This is a genomic window from Corynebacterium aurimucosum ATCC 700975, assembly GCF_000022905.1.
GTDB classification, from domain to species: Bacteria; Actinomycetota; Actinomycetes; order Mycobacteriales; family Mycobacteriaceae; genus Corynebacterium; species Corynebacterium aurimucosum_F.
In genome coordinates this window covers 1,990,776-2,007,507 of sequence record NC_012590.1, presented here as the reverse complement: position 1 = coordinate 2,007,507, position 16,732 = coordinate 1,990,776, and the positions used below count along the sequence as shown (strand labels likewise).

The 16,732-nt window shown below is 62.8% G+C and carries 15 protein-coding genes; 12 read left to right on the top strand and 3 right to left on the bottom strand.

Annotated elements, in window-relative coordinates; genetic code table 11:
* The first annotated feature begins 1 nt into the window (after window position 1).
* From CAURI_RS09440 to CAURI_RS09415, 6 genes are all read left to right on the top strand, one after another.
* On the top strand, window positions 2-967 hold the full coding sequence (locus tag CAURI_RS09440; protein WP_010190773.1) for a PhoH family protein: 966 nt from the start codon (window positions 2-4) through the stop codon (window positions 965-967).
* A complete protein-coding gene (gene ybeY / locus CAURI_RS09435) occupies window positions 964-1,539 on the top strand; it encodes an rRNA maturation RNase YbeY (protein ID WP_010190771.1) in 576 nt (191 codons plus the stop codon). The genes CAURI_RS09440 and ybeY overlap by 4 nt, the downstream gene beginning before the upstream one ends.
* Window positions 1,540-1,655: 116 nt before the next feature.
* Entirely contained in the window at window positions 1,656-2,504 is an 849-nt protein-coding gene (gene pdxY / locus CAURI_RS09430; protein ID WP_010190769.1) for a pyridoxal kinase PdxY, read from the top strand.
* 420 nt (window positions 2,505-2,924) lie between these two features.
* Complete coding sequence (gene era / locus CAURI_RS09425) at window positions 2,925-3,920, top strand: GTPase Era (protein WP_010190767.1); 996 nt, start codon at window positions 2,925-2,927, stop codon at window positions 3,918-3,920.
* A gap of 1 nt (window position 3,921) precedes the next feature.
* Entirely contained in the window at window positions 3,922-4,638 is a 717-nt protein-coding gene (recO, locus tag CAURI_RS09420; protein ID WP_010190765.1) for a DNA repair protein RecO, read from the top strand.
* 10 nt (window positions 4,639-4,648) lie between these two features.
* Entirely contained in the window at window positions 4,649-5,401 is a 753-nt protein-coding gene (locus CAURI_RS09415) for an isoprenyl transferase (protein ID WP_010190763.1), read from the top strand.
* Between the two features lie 10 nt (window positions 5,402-5,411).
* On the opposite strand, the gene CAURI_RS09410 is transcribed toward CAURI_RS09415, so the two are convergent.
* Both CAURI_RS09410 and CAURI_RS09405 read right to left on the bottom strand, forming a co-directional pair.
* Window positions 5,412-5,825, bottom strand: coding sequence for a Fur family transcriptional regulator (locus CAURI_RS09410; protein WP_010190761.1), 414 nt, complete (start codon window positions 5,823-5,825; stop codon window positions 5,412-5,414).
* A gap of 27 nt (window positions 5,826-5,852) precedes the next feature.
* Window positions 5,853-6,152: an ArsR/SmtB family transcription factor gene (locus CAURI_RS09405; protein ID WP_010190759.1), complete on the bottom strand. Its 300-nt coding sequence runs from the start codon at window positions 6,150-6,152 to the stop codon at window positions 5,853-5,855.
* A 190-nt stretch (window positions 6,153-6,342) separates the two neighbouring features.
* Between CAURI_RS09405 and CAURI_RS09400 the strand changes: the two genes are divergently transcribed.
* Genes CAURI_RS09400 through CAURI_RS09390 form a run of 3 tightly spaced genes read left to right on the top strand, consistent with a single transcriptional unit; the run spans window position 6,343 to window position 8,668 of the window.
* Entirely contained in the window at window positions 6,343-7,722 is a 1,380-nt protein-coding gene (locus CAURI_RS09400) for a glycine--tRNA ligase (RefSeq protein ID WP_010190757.1), read from the top strand.
* A complete protein-coding gene (locus tag CAURI_RS09395) occupies window positions 7,722-8,240 on the top strand; it encodes a hypothetical protein (protein WP_010190755.1) in 519 nt (172 codons plus the stop codon). Before CAURI_RS09400 ends, CAURI_RS09395 begins: the two co-directional genes overlap by 1 nt.
* On the top strand, window positions 8,240-8,668 hold the full coding sequence (locus tag CAURI_RS09390) for a hypothetical protein (RefSeq protein ID WP_010190754.1): 429 nt from the start codon (window positions 8,240-8,242) through the stop codon (window positions 8,666-8,668). The genes CAURI_RS09395 and CAURI_RS09390 overlap by 1 nt, the downstream gene beginning before the upstream one ends.
* A gap of 553 nt (window positions 8,669-9,221) precedes the next feature.
* Here CAURI_RS09390 and CAURI_RS09385 read toward each other — a convergent pair.
* Window positions 9,222-11,270, bottom strand: a complete 2,049-nt coding sequence (locus tag CAURI_RS09385) for a TPM domain-containing protein (protein WP_010190752.1) — start codon at window positions 11,268-11,270, stop codon at window positions 9,222-9,224.
* Between the two features lie 44 nt (window positions 11,271-11,314).
* Here CAURI_RS09385 and CAURI_RS09380 point away from each other — a divergent pair, with 44 nt between their 5' ends.
* The 3 genes from CAURI_RS09380 to CAURI_RS09370 all read left to right on the top strand — a co-directional run bounded on the left by CAURI_RS09380 (window position 11,315) and on the right by CAURI_RS09370 (window position 16,717).
* Window positions 11,315-11,899, top strand: coding sequence for a YdcF family protein (locus CAURI_RS09380; protein ID WP_010190750.1), 585 nt, complete (start codon window positions 11,315-11,317; stop codon window positions 11,897-11,899).
* Between the two features lie 11 nt (window positions 11,900-11,910).
* Entirely contained in the window at window positions 11,911-13,185 is a 1,275-nt protein-coding gene (locus CAURI_RS09375; protein ID WP_010190749.1) for a deoxyguanosinetriphosphate triphosphohydrolase, read from the top strand.
* A 235-nt stretch (window positions 13,186-13,420) separates the two neighbouring features.
* Window positions 13,421-16,717, top strand: a complete 3,297-nt coding sequence (locus CAURI_RS09370; protein WP_010190747.1) for a LamG-like jellyroll fold domain-containing protein — start codon at window positions 13,421-13,423, stop codon at window positions 16,715-16,717.
* The last annotated feature ends 15 nt before the right edge of the window (window positions 16,718-16,732 follow it).

Sequence of the window (16,732 nt, the reverse complement as noted above, 5' to 3'; positions counted from 1 at the left end):
CGTGCCTATTATCACCACCAAGTTTGATCTCGATTCCGCCTACCTCGCCACGGTGCTCGGTCCGGCGGACGATAACCTGCGCGTTTTGGGCAACCTCGTGGGCGTGGACCTCTTCGCTCGCGGCACCACAGTCACCGCCGCCGGCCCGGATTATGAGGTAGCCCGCGCACGCAAGGTCCTGGAAGAGCTCGAGGCGATCGCCCGCCGCGGCCATCCGGTGAGTACGGACACCGTCAAGCACACCCTGGACCTTGTCACGGTGGATGCCCCGGCGTCTGTGTCCGAGACGCTCGCGGCGGATATCGTTTCGCGCCGCGGCAAGGCCGTGCGCCCGAAGACGGTGGGGCAATCGCGCTATGTGCAGGCGATTGATGAGAACACGATTGTCTTTGGCATTGGTCCGGCCGGTACTGGTAAGACCTACCTGGCGGTGGCCAAGGCCGTGCAGGCCCTGCGCGCCAAGCAGGTCAGTCGCATTATTCTGACCCGCCCGGCCGTGGAAGCGGGGGAGAAGCTGGGCTTTTTGCCTGGCACTTTGAACGACAAGATTGACCCCTACCTGCGCCCGCTGTACGACGCTTTGCGGGACATGATTGACCCGGAGATGATTCCGAAGCTTATGGAGGCCGGCATCATTGAGGTCGCCCCCTTGGCCTATATGCGCGGCCGCACGCTCAACGATGCCTTCGTCATCCTCGACGAGGCCCAAAACACCACCCCGGCGCAGATGAAGATGTTCCTGACTCGCTTGGGCTTTGGCTCGACCATCGTGGTGACCGGCGATATTTCCCAGGTGGACTTGCCCGGTGGCCAGGTCTCCGGTCTGCGCCTAGTGCGCCGCATTCTCAAGGGCGTGCCGGATATTCACTTCGCGGAACTGGGCTCTGGTGATGTGGTGCGCCACCAGCTGGTCGGGCGCATTGTCGAGGCCTACGATAACTTTGCTGAGCAGGAGGAGAAGAAATGAGCATCGAGTTTATTAACGAGTCCGGTTATGACGGCGTGAACGAGGAGATGCTGATCGACGTCTGCTCCTACGCCCTCGGCTGCCTCGACGTTAACCCGGATGCCGAGTGCACGATTACCGCTGTGGATCTGGATACCATCGCGGACTTGCACGTGCGCTGGATGGACCTGGAAGGCCCGACGGACGTGATGAGCTTCCCCATGGATGAGCTCACCCCGGGTGCTAGCGCTGGCCGCCCCGATGCGGTGGAGGCCGGCCCCGCCATGCTGGGGGATATCGTGCTCTGCCCGGAGTTTGCCCAGCGCCAGGCCACAGCCGCCGGCCACTCTCTGGGCCACGAGCTGGCTTTGCTGACCGTGCATGGTTGCCTGCACCTGCTGGGCTATGACCACACTACTGCGGCGGAGGAAAAGGAAATGTTCGGCCTGCAGAATGAGCTGTTGGCGGACTGGTACGAGGACTTGGCAGCACGCGGCGTGAGCTACCAGCCTAAGCCTTCCGGCCCGAAGGCCTTCCCGGATGCCGCTGAGCGCGCCGAGCTGGACAAGGAAGTCCCCGGCGGCGGCATTTAATCCGGATGTGGGTGGGCCCACCGCCTGTCTCTGTTGCGGACAAACACAGGCAGTACGTTTGCTTAAATGGGGCTAATCGTTGAGGTGACTGGTGGGGCGTAGCACAATAGAGGACTATGAACATCCTCTCCATCCAGTCCCACGTCACCTTCGGCCACGTGGGCAATTCCGCAGCAGTCTTTCCCCTTCAGCGCGCTGGCCATGAGGTATGGCCTATCCACACGGTGAACTTCTCCAACCACACCGGTTATGGCGATTGGGGCGGGCCGATGATCCCGGCGGAAGAGGTCACGGCGATTGTGGACGGCATCGAGAAGCGCGGCGCTTTCCCACGCATTGATGCGATCTTGTCTGGCTACCAGGGCGGCCCGGACATCGCCGGCGCCATTGTGGATGCCGTGAACCGCATCAAGGCGGTCAACCCGAGTGCCCTCTACGCCTGCGACCCGGTGATGGGAAACGCCAAGTCCGGCTGCTTCGTCTCCGACGAAATCCCGCCGCTGCTGCGCGATAAGGTCGTTCCGGTCGCGGACATCATCACTCCGAATCAATTCGAACTGGGCTACCTAACCGACTCCGAGGTGGGCACCTTGGAGCAGACCCTCGCCGCAGTGAAGCGCGCGCAGGAAATCGGCCCGAAGACCGTGCTGGTGACCTCGGTGCAGCGCCCGGAAACCGGCGAGGACGAGATTGAGATGCTCGCCGTTGATGGCGAGCGCGCCTTCCTGGTTACCACCCCCAAGCTGCCGTTCAAGCGCAACGGTTCGGGCGATGTCACCGCCTCGCTTTTCACTGGCCACTATGTGGAAACGCATGATGCGAAGGAAGCGCTCAAGCGCACGGCTTCCTCGGTCTTCGACTTGCTGCAGAACACCTACGAGGCGGATTCCCAGGAGCTGCTGCTCATCGAGTCGCAGGACGCTTTCGCTCACCCGCAGCTGCAATTCCAGGTCGAGGAGCTCTAGCCTCTAATCCGCGACATTGCTTCCAGTCAAACGGTTCTACTCAGATGGTTCGGGTCAGAAGGTTCTCTTGGGAGCAAACAAACCTTCTGGAGGTCGCTAGATGGTTCGTTTGGGGGCAAAGAAACTTTATGACCAGAACCGTCTGACTCGAACCATCTGCAGGCCAGATAAACCCCGCGCGAGCACAGAAGGTCCCTCTAGTCTGGTCCCTTCGCACACTAAAGGGACCTTTCAGTACGCGAAAACCGTCACCAGATGGTCCCTTTGCACAGAGAAGGGACCAGAGTAGAAGGACCAAACTACAAGGACCATCTGCCAGCACATCAGCAAGAAGCTCTAGGGGCCGCACGTCGAGAGTCAGAGCCGAGCGATACAACAAGAACGGGACTCGGCAGCTCGTGCGTTATGATATTAGGCAATATGAGCACTGATTTCGATGCCGCCTTCGCCGACCTGCCAGCCGAGGGCGAAGCTAACGCCGCCGACTATTCGCAATACACCGACACACCTGAGGGCTTCCGCTCCGGTTTCGTGTCTTTCGTCGGCCGCCCCAATACCGGCAAGTCCACCCTGACCAACGCGCTGGTGGGGCAGAAGATCGCCATCACGGCTGACCAGCCCGAGACCACCCGCCACCCCATCCGCGGCCTGGTCCACCGCGAGGATGCGCAAATCGTCCTCGTCGACACGCCCGGTCTGCACCGACCGCGCACTCTGCTCGGCGAGCGCCTCAACGAAGTCGTCAAAGACACGTACGCGGACGTCGACGTCATCGGCCTGACCATCCCCGCGGATGAGAAAATCGGCCCCGGCGATCGTTGGATCCTGGAGAACGTCCGCAAGGTCGCGCCGAAGACTCCCATCATCGGCATCGTCACCAAGCTGGATAAGGCTTCCAAGGACCAAGTCGGCGCCCAGCTTGTAGCCCTTCACGAGCTGCTCTCCGAGGAGAACCCCGATGCCGTGGTCATCCCAGTTTCCGCCACCGAGCGCGTGCAGCTGGATGAGCTGACCCAGGTCATCGTGGACCACCTGCCCGAAGGCCCCAAGTTCTACCCCGATGACCACATCACGGACGAAGACCAATCCAAGCGCATCGCCGAGCTGATCCGCGAGTCTGCGCTGTCCGGCTTGAAGTACGAGCTTCCGCACTCGGTCGCCGTCGAAGTCGATGAGATTCTGCCCAGCCAGGAGCGCCCCGACGTCCTCAACGTCCACGCCATCCTCTACCTAGAGCGCCCCGGTCAGAAGCGCATCATCGAGGGCAAGGATGGCCGCCGCTTCCGCCGCATCGTGGGCACCGCCCGCAAGGAAATCATCCAACTGCTTGGCCACAACGTCTACCTTGACCTGCGCATTAAGGTGCTCAAGAACTGGCAGTCGGATCCGAAGGCGCTGGGCCGCCTGGGCTTTTAAAGTGCGGGAGAACTTCCGCGACCGCGCCCTCGTCATCCGCACCTATGATTTCGGCGAGGCGGATCGCATCATCGTGCTCTTGACCCGCCACCACGGCCTCGTACGCGGGGTGGCCAAGGGCGTTCGCCGCGCCAAATCGCGCTTCGGCTCGCGCCTACAGCTCTTCGTCAACCTCGACGTGCAGCTTTATCCGGGCCGCAACCTCTACACCATTTCCCAGGCCGATACCGTGGATTACTTCGGCGCGCGCATCATCGAGGACTACGAGCGCTACACCTCCGCGTGTGCCGCCCTCGAATCCGCCGAGCGCCTCGCTGCCGCCGATGCCCCCGGCGACCCCTACCTTTATGAGGCCTGCGTCGATGTCCTCGACAAGCTTCAGCACGGCGATCCGCTCATGCTTCTCGACGCCTTCCTCCTCAAAGCCATGTCCCACGCCGGCTGGGCACCCAGCCTTTTCGATTGCGCCCAGTGCCAAAGGCCCGGCCCCCACCACGCCTTTCACCCAGCCGTGGGCGGAGCCGCTTGCCACCAATGCCGCCCACCAGGCGCCGCCGAGGTAGACCCGGAAACCCTGCACCACATGTGGCTCATCACCCACGACCACCCCAGCCAGCCGACCAATGCCCAAGCCCAAGAGGCTCACCGCCTCACCCGCGCGCACCTGCAATGGCATCTTGAGCGAAGCGTTGGCGCGTTGGGGATCATGGAACAGTAGACTGTAACCCGTGATTACGCCTGACCCGAACCGAGTTCTTCATCCGCCCGCTATCCCGCAGGAGTTCCTGCCGCGCCATATCGCGCTGGTCATGGACGGCAACGGCCGCTGGGCGGAGGAGCGCGGTATGAAGCGCACCGAAGGTCACCGTCGCGGGGAGGCAGTGCTTCTCGACGTCGTCGATGCCTGCCTCGCCCTCGGTGTTCCTTACCTTTCCGCCTATGCCTTCTCCACCGAGAATTGGCGCCGCAGCGCGGAGGAAGTCCGCTTCCTCATGGGCTTTAACCGCGACGTGCTGCGCCGCCAGCGACACTGGCTCAACGAGAGGGGAGTGCGCGTGGTGTGGGCCGGCCGCCGCCCGCGCCTGTGGCGCTCGGTGATCAAGGAGCTTGAAGCAGCCGAGGAGCTCACCAAGGACAACACCAAGATGACCCTGGTGATGTGCGTGAATTACGGTGGGCGCGCCGAGCTTGTCGACGGCATCCGGGAGCTCGCCGAGCAAGTCTCCCGCGGCGAGCTCGACCCGCGCTCCATCAATGAGAAGATGGTGAGCTCGGTGATGTATGACCCGGATATGCCGGACGTGGATCTGTTCCTGCGCCCCTCCGGCGAAAAGCGCACCTCTAACTTCCTGCTCTGGCAATCGGCCTACGCAGAGATGATTTACCAGGACAAGCTCTTCCCAGATTTCACTCCGGAAGACCTGTTCGCCGCGGTGGAGGAGTACGCGCGGCGCGACCGCCGCTTCGGCGGCGTCAAGTAGCCCGCGGGCCTCAGGCGCGGCACTCGGCGCAGATGCCGAAGATTTCGGCATCGTGCCCGGTGAGCTCGAAGTCATGCTCCTTGGCTACCGAGGAGGCCCACTCTTCAATCGGGCCGCCGTCAATTTCCTCGGTGCGGCCGCACTTGGTGCACACCAAGTGATGGTGGTGCGCATCGCTTTCGCAGTGGCGGTAGAGGGTTTCGCCGGAAGGCATGTGCAGCGCATCGACAGCTTCAATCTCCGAAAGCGATTGGAGAGTGCGGTAGACGGTGGTGAGGCCGACTTTCTGGTCGCCGTCGAGAAGCGCCTGGTGAATGTCCTTGGCAGAGACGAACTTGTCGAGACTACGTAGGACCTCAACGACGGCGGTGCGCTGGCGTGTATTGCGAGCGCCGAGTTTGGGAATACTGTCGTGGATGGCCATGTGGCTTAGTTTATCAACACACTTCCATTAAGAGGTGGCCAGTGAGGCGTCGCGAAGCAAAGGCAGCACCTTAGGAGCCACCAAAGAGTAACGGACTTCGCGGCCGGTGCGCTCGCTGTCGACGATGTTCGCGCGCTTCAAAACCCGCAGGTGCTGACTGATAAGCGGCTGCGATTTGCCGGTCGCGGACACTAGTTCGTGGACGTAATGATCGCGCTCAGCCAGGCGCTGGATAATGTCCATGCGCAACGGTGAATCCAAAGCGCTAATGACGGAGGCAGCTGCCGCCAGATCAAAGGAAAGGGTGTCAGTCTGGGTGTTGGTCACGCCGTTCACCTTCAGTCATTTCTATCGGTGGAGAGTTAAAAAGAGAGCTATCGGCACTATAGCTGAAGAATGCGGAAATGTGTATAAAATGCACCACACTTCTGGGGTCACGGCACGCGGCGGTGAGGGGCACGCTAGACTAGGCCGCACTGTATAAAGACTGTCCCCTACCAGAGGAGTCCCATTAGCTATGGCATCCGTCATTGATACCGTCGTCAGCCTGTGTAAGCGCCGCGGCTTGGTCTACCAGGCAGGTGAAATTTATGGCGGTTCCCGCTCTGCGTGGGACTATGGCCCGCTTGGCGTCGAGCTCAAAGAGAACATCAAGCGCCAGTGGTGGCGCCACATGGTGCAGTCCCGCGATGACGTCGTGGGTGTCGATACTTCTGTGATCCAGCCGCGTCAGGTGTGGGTGTCCTCCGGTCACGTCGAGGTCTTCACCGACCCGCTGGTGGAGTCCAAGCACACCGGTAAGCGCTATCGCGCAGACCACCTGATTGAGGCCTACGAGGAAAAGCACGGCCACGAGCCGGCAAACGGCCTAGCGGACATTAATGATCCGGAGACCGGCCAGCCGGGTGACTGGACCGAGCCGAAGGCCTTCTCTGGTCTTCTCAAGACCTTCCTGGGCCCGGTTGATGATGAGCAGGGTCTGCACTACCTGCGCCCGGAGACCGCGCAGGGCATCTTCGTGAACTTCAAGAACGTGATGACTTCGGCGCGTATGAAGCCGCCGTTCGGTATCGCCAACATTGGTAAGTCCTTCCGCAACGAGATCACCCCGGGTAACTTCATCTTCCGCACCCGCGAGTTTGAGCAGATGGAGATGGAGTTCTTCGTCAAGCCGGGCGAGGATGAAGAGTGGCACCAGTACTGGATCGATGACCGCTTCAACTGGTACATCGACCTCGGTATCAAGAAGGAGAACCTGCGCCTCTACGAGCACCCGCAGGAGAAGCTCTCCCACTACTCCAAGCGCACCGTGGACGTGGAATACGCCTATAACTTCAAGGGCTCCAAGTGGGGCGAGCTGGAAGGCGTGGCCAACCGTACGGACTACGACCTTTCCGTGCACACCAAGGGCTCGGGCGAGGACCTGTCCTACTTTGACCAGGAGGCCGGCGAGCGCTGGACCCCGTACGTCATCGAGCCGGCTGCCGGCCTGGGTCGCGCCATGATGGCCTTCCTTATCGACGCCTACGACGAAGAGGAAGCCCCGAACGCCAAGGGCGGCACCGATAAGCGCGTGGTGCTGCGACTGGACCGCCGTCTGGCTCCGGTCAAGGTGGCCGTGCTGCCGCTGTCGAAGAAGGAAGAGCTGTCCACCCCGGCCCGCGAGCTGGCCAACAAGCTGCGCGCCAACTGGAACGTGGAGTTCGATGTGTCTGGTGCTATCGGCCGCCGCTACCGCCGCCAGGATGAGATTGGTACTCCGTTCTGCGTGACCTATGACTTCGACACCCTCGAGGACAACGCGGTCACCGTGCGTGAGCGTGACTCCATGGAGCAGGAGCGCGTCAAGCTCGACGAGCTTGAGGCTTACCTGGCCGCTCGCCTGGTTGGCTGCTAATGCACTACACCAGCTGGGACCGCAGTGACCGCCAGAACCCGGTCCTCCTCGTGGGGGAGGGGCCGGCGTCGTTGGGCATGTTCCAGGAACGCTCGGCAGATGTGGAAGGCGAGCACTGGCGCTTAGGCCTCGATGACCTGGGCGCGTCGGTGACCTTGGAAGATGACCGCGTCTACCGCCTGGCGGGCAACCCCAAGCGCGATAAGCGTTTGGAGGCCTCGCTGGATGGGCGCACCTTTGCCTTCATCAATGAGGCGGGTGGCGACTGGATTGTGGAGGACCACGAGGGGCTGAAAATCGCCCAGTTCTCCTCCAAGAACTCTGGTGTGCGCAAGGCCATTCTCGAATTTGAGGGCGAGGACAGCGATGATTCCGATGACCTCAGCCACTCGGAGATTGCGGCTTTAAGCTGGTTTACGCGCGTCATTTTGGAGGCCCGGACGCAGAAGACCGCGGTCCCGATTATCGCGACGCTGCTGCTGATGACCATCGTCGCCATCATCGCGGTGCTTCTCTGATGCAGCGCTGGGTGTGGCGCGATGAGGCGCTGGTGGATGGCGCGGGCGAGGTCATCGCCCGCGTGAGCCCGACGGGCCTGCTGCTGCCCGAGACGGGCATTACCATCGCCTTCGAACACACCCCGGGCGCTCGCCGCTTTACTGTGCGCGGGGCCGACTTTTCCGCGGAGCAGGCAAGCTTTACGGTGAATAAGCTGCGCGCGGTCTGTCAGGACCGCGAGTACCTGCTCGAGCGCACGAACCCCTTCCGCCGCGAGCGCCGCATCCTCGCTCTCTCAGACTCCGCCACGTCGGCCGAGGTCGCCCGCACCACCCCGCGCGGCCGCGGTTTCGAAGTCGCGGTGGGCGAGCTTCCCCTCACCGACGCCGTCTTCACCAGCTACTGTTGCCTGCTTCTCGACGGACCCGCCCGCCCCCTTCGCACCTAGCCCACCTTCCGCGCTTTTGCCCATTTGCGCGCCTGACCCAGTTTTCCGCTCACCCACAGACGGTCCTTCTAGTTTGGTCCCTCTACTCTGGTCCCTTATGTGTGCAAAGGGACCATGTGGCGCAGGTTTTCGTCTGATAGATGGTCCCTTTACTGGGCAAAGAGACCAGAAGAAAGGCACCAAACTAAAGGGACCTTCCGCGATATAACCTGCACCGACATGTGAGAAGTGGAGTTTGTCCTCGAAGAGGAGCTCTCCTAACGTGCTTGCTCGGCTTGGTATGCCAGTAGAGGGTTCAAGTTAGATGGTTGCAGTCATAAGGTTTGTTTGCCCCCAAACGAACCATCTAGCTCGGTGCAGAAGGTTTACTTGCCCCCAGGTAAACCGTTTGACTGCAACCTTTTGAGAGAAGCCTTTTGACTAGAACCATCTGCATGACTGGCTTGCACCTACTATGTATTTGCACCAACCCCGTATCTGAGCATCTGCATGGCCGACTATCGAGTCGGCGTCCAGTTGCCAGATGCCAAATGCGGGGAAGGGGAGAGGGCGGCTAGAAGGAGCCGCCGCGGAAGCCGCCTCCACCGCCGCCGCCCGAGAAGCCACCGCCGCCGAATCCGCCGCCACCGGAGAAGCCACCGCCGAAGCCACCGCCGTGGTGGCCGCGGGAGCTGCCGCCGCCGAGAATCTGGCCGATAACCATGCCGGTCAAGATGTTGCCCGCGGCATCGGTGGCCTGGCGGCGCTGCTCCTGGCGGCGGTAAGCCTCCAGGTCTTCCTTCGCGCGATTGAGCGAGGTCTGCGCGGCAGAAGCGGCATCGCGGGAGTAGTTGAGCGCCGCGCGTAAGTCCTTGGAGGCAGAGTTCTGGGCTTGGGCGAAGAGGCGGGTGGCATCGGCAAGGGCGACGCGCGCATCGGGGCCGACCACGCGACCACGCGAGGACAGCAAATCCTCTGCGGCCTGGATGGCGGACTCGGCAGCAGCAATCTGCTGGCGGTAAAGCGCGATTTGGCGCTCGCGGGTGGCGTTGGTCTCGCGCACGGTATCGAGCTGCTCATCCAGCTTGCTATCCAGAGCCGTCAGTGCGGTGTACTGGCCCAGCGGGTCTGCCTTTCCGTGCTGACGAGCCGCGCTGAGCGCCTCACGAGCCTCCGCGAGTAGTGACTCCAGTGCGGACCAATCCGCCGGGGAGCCCTGGGCCTTGCCGCGCTGCTCGAGGTGCTGTGCTTCAGCAATTTCTTCCTCAACCTCATCGATGAGCGCCGGCAGGTTATCGCGTGCCGCCGTGATCGAATTCTCCGCATTCTCCACTGCGTTGAGCAGGCGGTCGGAGACCTCCAGCGCGTGCTCGGCATCGCGGATATAACCCACCAAGGGGCCTTGCTGTCCGGCCGGCTGGGACTGCAGCTCCCGGCCGCGCGACAGCAGCTTCTCGGCCTCGGTGAGCGAGACCTCCGCCATCTCCGGGTTATCCGCAATCGAGGACAATACCTCCTCGGAATAGGAGCCCCGGAGCGTGGACAGCGTCGTGCGCGCTTGCGGCAGGCGCCCGCGCAGGTCCACCGTGCGCTGAGTCAGCTCATCCAGCTTGGAGCTGGCGTTAATGAGCAAGTCACGCATCTTGGCAAAGTCCGCCGCCTGCTCATCCAGCGCATCATCGGCCTGCCCACAGGAGGAGATGATTTCCACCAGCATCTGGCGGCGCTCCGCCGTCGATTCCGGCAGGTTGTCCTGCAGCTTCTGCTGCAGCTGGAAAGCCTTCTGCAAGGTGAGCGTGGAGTGGTTCATCGCGCGCGTGAACGGGCGGATGCGCTCGGGGCCGAACTCGGCCACCGCAATATCCAGCTCCTCCTTGCCGCGGCGGATCGACTCATCCGTGGAGACCAATTCCTCCTGCGCGAGCTTCTCCAACGTGGACATATCCAAGCGGTCGAGCTGTGCGGTATTACCTGGCTCAATCTGGCGCGCGGACTCCAAGGTGGCTGCGGCGTCCTTCTTGGTCTTGCGGCGGCTCGCCACCGCGGCGCCACCGCCGGCCAAAGCCAGCGCACCAGCGCCGCCGGCCAGCCACCAACCGCCCGACCCATCGGAGTCAGAAGAACTGGATGAACCAGCTGAGCCAGAAGAAGAACCGGAAGCGGCAGCGTCGACAAGCGCGAGCGCGGAGGGGCCGTACTGGTGACCGTCGGCAAGCTTGGCATAAGCCGCCTCATACATCACGTCTAGACGCCCGCGCGGCCACTCATTACCCGTTTGCACGCCCACGGTGGAATCATCCACGCCCACCACATAGGCCGCGGAGTTCGGGCCCTTAGACTTCACAATGCTGTCCGCATAGCTCTCCGCGCCCTCCGGCAGCGAGGAGGCAAAGACCACGAAAATCACCACGTGGTGCTCCTGCTGCAGTGCGCTAATCTTGTCCTCCAACTCGGCCTTTTCCGAATCCGAGAGCACCCCCGCCTCATCCGTCACCTTATCCGTGAGCGAGGCCGCCTCCGGCGCGGCAAGAACGAAATCCGCAGCCATAGCGGGGCTAGCAGTGGCCAACCCCAACACAAGAGCAGCAAGGGCGGCGCGACCAAAACGAGCAGCAGTAGTCATGCGCACCACGATACCTTCCCACTCAGCGCTAGAGTGGTCAGGCAGTGAAGTACGTTATTGTCCTCGGCGCCGCGCAGTACGACGGGCGCCCTTCCCGCATCCTTCGCGGCCGCGTGCGCTATGCCGCCGAGTACGCCGCCGCGCACGACCTGCCCATCATCACCGTCGGCGGGAAGCTGCCCGGCGATAGGTTCACCGAAGCCGGGGTGGCACGGGCCTTGCTTGACGACGATCCCCTGCACGTCACCGCCCTCGAAGAAGGCCTGGACACCCGCAGCGAGCTGGCCGCTGCGCGCGAAAAGCTTGGTGTGAGCGAGGCCGTCATCATCACCGACCCGCTCCACCGTCTGCGCACCTTCCTCATCGCCCGCCAAGAAGGCATCCGCGCCACCGTGCTGGGCACGCCCTATTATCCTTCGCCGCGTTTCTCCATCCCGTGGTGGCGCTACCTAGCCCACGAGACCGGCGGCCTGGCCTACCTGGGCCTGCGCACCCTGCTGGGGGAGAAGCGCACCGAAGGCGTGCGTGCGGCCTTCTACCGCATCGAACGCATTATTCGCCCCAACCAGGCCCTGCGCCACCGCGTCATTGGCGCGAGGCAGACCCAGGAAGACCAGAACTCCGCCTAAACTTAAAACCCGTGAGCTATTCCTATCGCGCAGAAGACGTCGCCCGCCTGGCCTCCGAGTCACCGAAAGGCTCGGCCCTGCTCAAAACCGAGGAACACCGCGGCGCCTTCTCCCGGGACCGCGCCCGCGTTTTGCACTCCGCGGCCCTGCGCCGCCTGGCGGATAAGACCCAGGTGGTGGGCCCGCGCGATGGCGATACCCCGCGCACTCGGCTCACGCACTCCCTGGAGGTCAGCCAGATTGCCCGCAGCATCGGCGCCGGCCTAGGCCTGGACCCGGACCTGTGCGATATGGCCGGCCTTACCCATGACATCGGCCACCCGCCCTACGGCCACAACGGCGAGAATGCGCTTAACGAGGTTGCCCTCGGCGGCTTCGAGGGCAACGCCCAGACCCTGCGCATCCTGACCAAGCTGGAACCCAAGGTGGTCCTGGATACCCCGGCGGGCCCGCGCAGCTATGGCCTTAACCTCACCCGCGCCTCCCTGGATGCCGCCTGCAAATACCCCTGGACCAAGACCAACCCGGATGGCACGACCAACCGCAAATACGGCGCCTACGACGAAGACATAGACGTCCTAGAGTGGCTGCGCCAAGGCCACTCCGACCAGCGCAAGTCCATGGAAGCTCAGGTCATGGACTGGTCGGATGACATCGCCTATTCCGTCCACGACGTCGAAGACGGCATCATCTCCCGCCGCATCTCGCTGGGCGTGCTGTGGGATCTGGTGGAGCTGGCCAACCTCGCGGACAAGGGCGCCAAGGCCTTCGGCGGTACCGCCGACGAACTCCTTGAGGCCGCCGACCGCCTGCGCCAGCTGGATGTCATCAATGCCATCGGCAACTTCGACTACTCCCTGCGCTCCTATGCCAACCTGAAGAAGATGACCTCCGAGCTCGTCGGCCGCTATGTGGGTGCTACCGTCTCCGCCACGCGCGCGGCTAACGCCGGCCCCCTCGGCCGCATGCACGGCGACCTCGCCGTCCCACCGGGTGCGGTGGCGGAGGTAACCCTGCTCAAGACCATCGCCGTGCTCTACGTCATGGATGAGCCCGCCCACCTGGCCCGCCAGGACCGCCAGCGCGAGCGCATCTACCGCGTCTACGACTACCTGGTGGCCGGCGCGCCGGGCTCGCTCGATGCCACCTTCGCCCTGTGGTGGAAGCAGGCTGAGACCGATCTGGAGCGTGACCGCGCAATCATCGACCAGATCGCCTCCATGACGGAATCCCGCCTGGAGCGCCTGGCGCAGCGCAGCGCTGATCTCTTCGGCTTCCTCAGTTAGACAGCGCCCAGCCAGCACCAAGCCCAGCAGGGCAGTGCCCCACGCAACGGCGCGGCACAACACGAGATGCCTGTCACCCGATAGTTGAACACCATTCACTTGGGCGTTACACAGCTGACAACTCTTCTTAAAACCGGCCACCTAACCTCAGGCAGGTCCGCCTGCCGCCAGGCCGCCCTTGATGCCTGCCCGCAGCGGAAGTCTCTTCATTTGCGTTAACTGTCAAGGAATTTTTGTGTCTCAAAAGAAGTCTCAGAAAAAGCTGCATAAAGCCGCTCTCATTGCCTCTATCAGCCTCGTAGGCTCCAGCCTCGTCACACCCGCCATCGCCTCCGCCCAGGACCTGCCCCAGGCAGACATCCTGGATCTCTCCCTTGAGAACGGGACCATCAGCAACTCCGCCTCCGATGCCGAACCGCTGAACATCGGCGCGCCCACCGTGGAGCAAGACAGCGTGCTTGAGCGCCCCGTGGCCCACTTCGATGGCCGCAAGGATGCCGTCGGCTTCGACATCGGGGACAAGTTTGACCAGATCAAGGACGGCTTCACCGTCGAATGCGTCTTCCGCTACGACGGGGAGTTCGACGGCAACGAAAAGAGCCTCTGCGCCAACAAGGAAGCCGGCGGCTGGGCCATGGTCATCTACGGCGACCAGCTCACCTTCACCGTCAACGGCAGCGATGGCTACAAGAAAGCCCAGCAGCAGGTTGAGCCGGGCCAGTGGTACCACGCGGTCGGCGTCTATGACGGAAACAAGAGCGAGCTCTACGTCAACGGCGCCAAGGTGGCTGAGAACACCGAGATCAACGGCGAGGTGACCAAGCCCAAGTCCAACTCCACCGCCGTGATGATCGGCGCGGATTCCGGCCGGGATAACGCCGCCCAGTTCTACTCCGATGCCGTGGTCAGCGAGGCCCGCATCTTCTCCGATCCGCTGGGGGAAGAAGAGATTTCCGCCCTCTATGAGGACTCCAACCTGAGCACCGACAAGAAGGCGGAGATCACCGGCTCCACCCCGAGTGCTGGCCAGCACCTGACGGGCCCGGTGACTTTCGACGTCCAGTTCAACGACGACGCCCTCATCTCCCGCGAGCTCACCTACACCCTGGACGGCGAGGAGATCGAGCCGGGGCAGGAAATCGGCGCCGGCCTCAAAGAAGGAAACCACTCCATCCAGGCCGAGGGCCGCGATGTCTTTGGCAACCCCATCTCCCAGGCGATTGATTTCACCTCCGGCAACCTCCCGGGTGCCGCCGGAACCGACTCCGAGCCGAGCGGCGAGGGCGTGACCATTTCTGCTCGCGCCGACAACCCGAGCGGTGGGGAAGTGGAGACCACCTTCACCGAAGCCGATGTGGCGGTAGCGGAGAAGGGCTTCCAGGGCACCTTCACGGATATCCCGGAAAGCCTGGACTTCGAGTACGAGGACGGTGAGGACTTCGACAAGGCCCTCAACCCGGATAACGAGGATGCCCAAGAGACCAGCTCCACGGAGGACATGCCCTTCCAGCGCTTTGACCTCAAGGTCAAGGACGCAGAGAAGAAGGCCCACGACATCGCCTGGTCCGGCACCGTGGATCCCAAGCGCTCGGTGCGCCTCATGGCCTGGAACACCAAGAGCAACACCTGGGAGAAACTAGCGGAAACCCGCGGCGCAGCCGACGCCGAAGTAAGCCTCAGCGCGGAAGTCAACCAGGACTTCGTCGATGGCGGAAGCATCCACACCATGCTGGTGGGCTATGACGTCTTTGCCGATGACCTCAACGAGCCCGTCAACGAGCAATTCGCCGATACCAGCGACTATGACTTCTCCATCGCCCACCACACCGATACCCAGTACCTCTCCGAAGGCGCGGTAGAAAAGGCCACCGCCGAGGAGCGCAAGAAGTGGGAAGAAAGCTACACCGCTGCCACCCAGTGGATTGCCGATAACGCCGACGAGCGCAAGATCGCCTACTCCGCGCACACCGGCGACATCATCGAAAACTGGATTGGCAAGGACAATGACCGCCCCAATGCCAAGAAGGAATTCGAGGTAGCCTCCAATGCCCAGAAGATTCTGGAGGACGCCGGCGTGGTCAACGGCGTGCTGCCCGGCAACCACGACAACCAAAGCGGCGCGGATGTCGGCGCCGACAACCTCTACAACGAGTACTTCGGTCCGGAGCGCTACGAGGCTCAGCAGGGCAAGGGCAAGTGGGCTGAGCAGGATGCCTCCTACCACCCCTATGCTGAGGGCGATAACGACAATCACTATGACTTGTTCTCCACCAACGGCATGGACTTCATCGCCCTGCATCTGGGCTATGACGTCACTGAGGAGGAAGCAGCCTGGGCCGATAAGGTGCTCAAGCAGTACTCCGACCGCAACGCCATCCTGCTGACCCACGCCTACCTCAAGCCTTCCGCGAGCCCGGATGGCCGCGGCTCGGACTTCTCCCACGATGGCGTGATGGTCTACGAGAACGTCATCCAGAAGAACCCCAACGTTGCCCTGGTTCTGGCCGGCCACGAGCACGGCGTATCCATTGTCACCCGCAAGGACGTTGGCCACACCAACAACCACGTGGTGGAGCTTCTCGCGGACTACCAGTTCTACGAGGTCGGCTCCGATGAGCTGGGCCTGACAGAGATCGGCGAGTACGACGGCGATACCGGCCTGCGCTTTGGCTCCAGCTACCTGCGCCTCCTGCAATTCGATCTGAAGAATTCGGAGATGATCGTGGATACGTATTCGCCGCTTCTCGACGACCACAATGCCACCGAGTACGACGACCGCCAGCGCTACAACGGCCACGAGGATGAGTTCCGCGTTCCGATCCAGTTCCAGACCCGCAAGACTAGCTTTGCGACGAACTCCATGCTCGCCCTGACCGATACCGGCAAGGAGATTGGCAAAGACACCGCCAAGTCCGGCTGGCCCGCCAGCGTGACCTACAAGGACGTCAAGGCTGGCGAAGCCTATGGCTGGTACGCCACCTCCGCCGATGCTTCTTCCAAGGAGGGCACCAAGCCTGGCATCGTGCGCCAGTTCGGCGTCTTCACCGCCCAGGAGCAGCAGCTGGAGCCGGATAACAAAGCCCCTGAGCTCACCGTCCCCAGCAACAAGCTCACCATCACCAAGGGCGCTGAAGCCAACCTGCTTGAGGGCGTGACCGCCAAGGACGATAAGGACGGTGACCTCACCGACAAAGTGAAGGTCGTGGGCAACATCGACACCGCCAAGCCGGGCGTGTACTCCGTCACCTACGCCGTCGCGGACTCCGCCGGCAACCAGGCCTTGGCCTCCCGCGTCGTGGAAGTCACCGCCGGCAACCAAGGCGACAACACCGACAACGGTGACAGCAGCAGCGACAGCGGCAACAGCTCCAGCAGCTCGAGCGACAACTCGAGCCGAGGTACGGGCAGCGTCCTCCCCGCCATCCTCGGCGCCCTCTTCGGTGCCGCAGGCGCCACCGCCGTCATCGCCGGCCTGCTGAACTACCTTGCACCTGAGGTCCGCGACACCATCAAGCGCGCCCTCGGCCTCTAAGGCCTAAGGCCCGGG

Excerpts from the sequence above, each read along its gene's own strand:
- CAURI_RS09410 (WP_010190761.1), bottom strand. The coding sequence starts at position 5,825 with ATGGCCATCCACGACAGTATTCCCAAACTCGGCGCTCGCAATACACGC.
- CAURI_RS09390 (WP_010190754.1), top strand. The coding sequence starts at position 8,240 with ATGCAGCGCTGGGTGTGGCGCGATGAGGCGCTGGTGGATGGCGCGGGC.
- CAURI_RS09395 (WP_010190755.1), top strand. The coding sequence starts at position 7,722 with ATGCACTACACCAGCTGGGACCGCAGTGACCGCCAGAACCCGGTCCTC.
- CAURI_RS09385 (WP_010190752.1), bottom strand. The coding sequence starts at position 11,270 with ATGACTACTGCTGCTCGTTTTGGTCGCGCCGCCCTTGCTGCTCTTGTG.
- ybeY (WP_010190771.1), top strand. The coding sequence starts at position 964 with ATGAGCATCGAGTTTATTAACGAGTCCGGTTATGACGGCGTGAACGAG.
- era (WP_010190767.1), top strand. The coding sequence starts at position 2,925 with ATGAGCACTGATTTCGATGCCGCCTTCGCCGACCTGCCAGCCGAGGGC.
- pdxY (WP_010190769.1), top strand. The coding sequence starts at position 1,656 with ATGAACATCCTCTCCATCCAGTCCCACGTCACCTTCGGCCACGTGGGC.
- CAURI_RS09400 (WP_010190757.1), top strand. The coding sequence starts at position 6,343 with ATGGCATCCGTCATTGATACCGTCGTCAGCCTGTGTAAGCGCCGCGGC.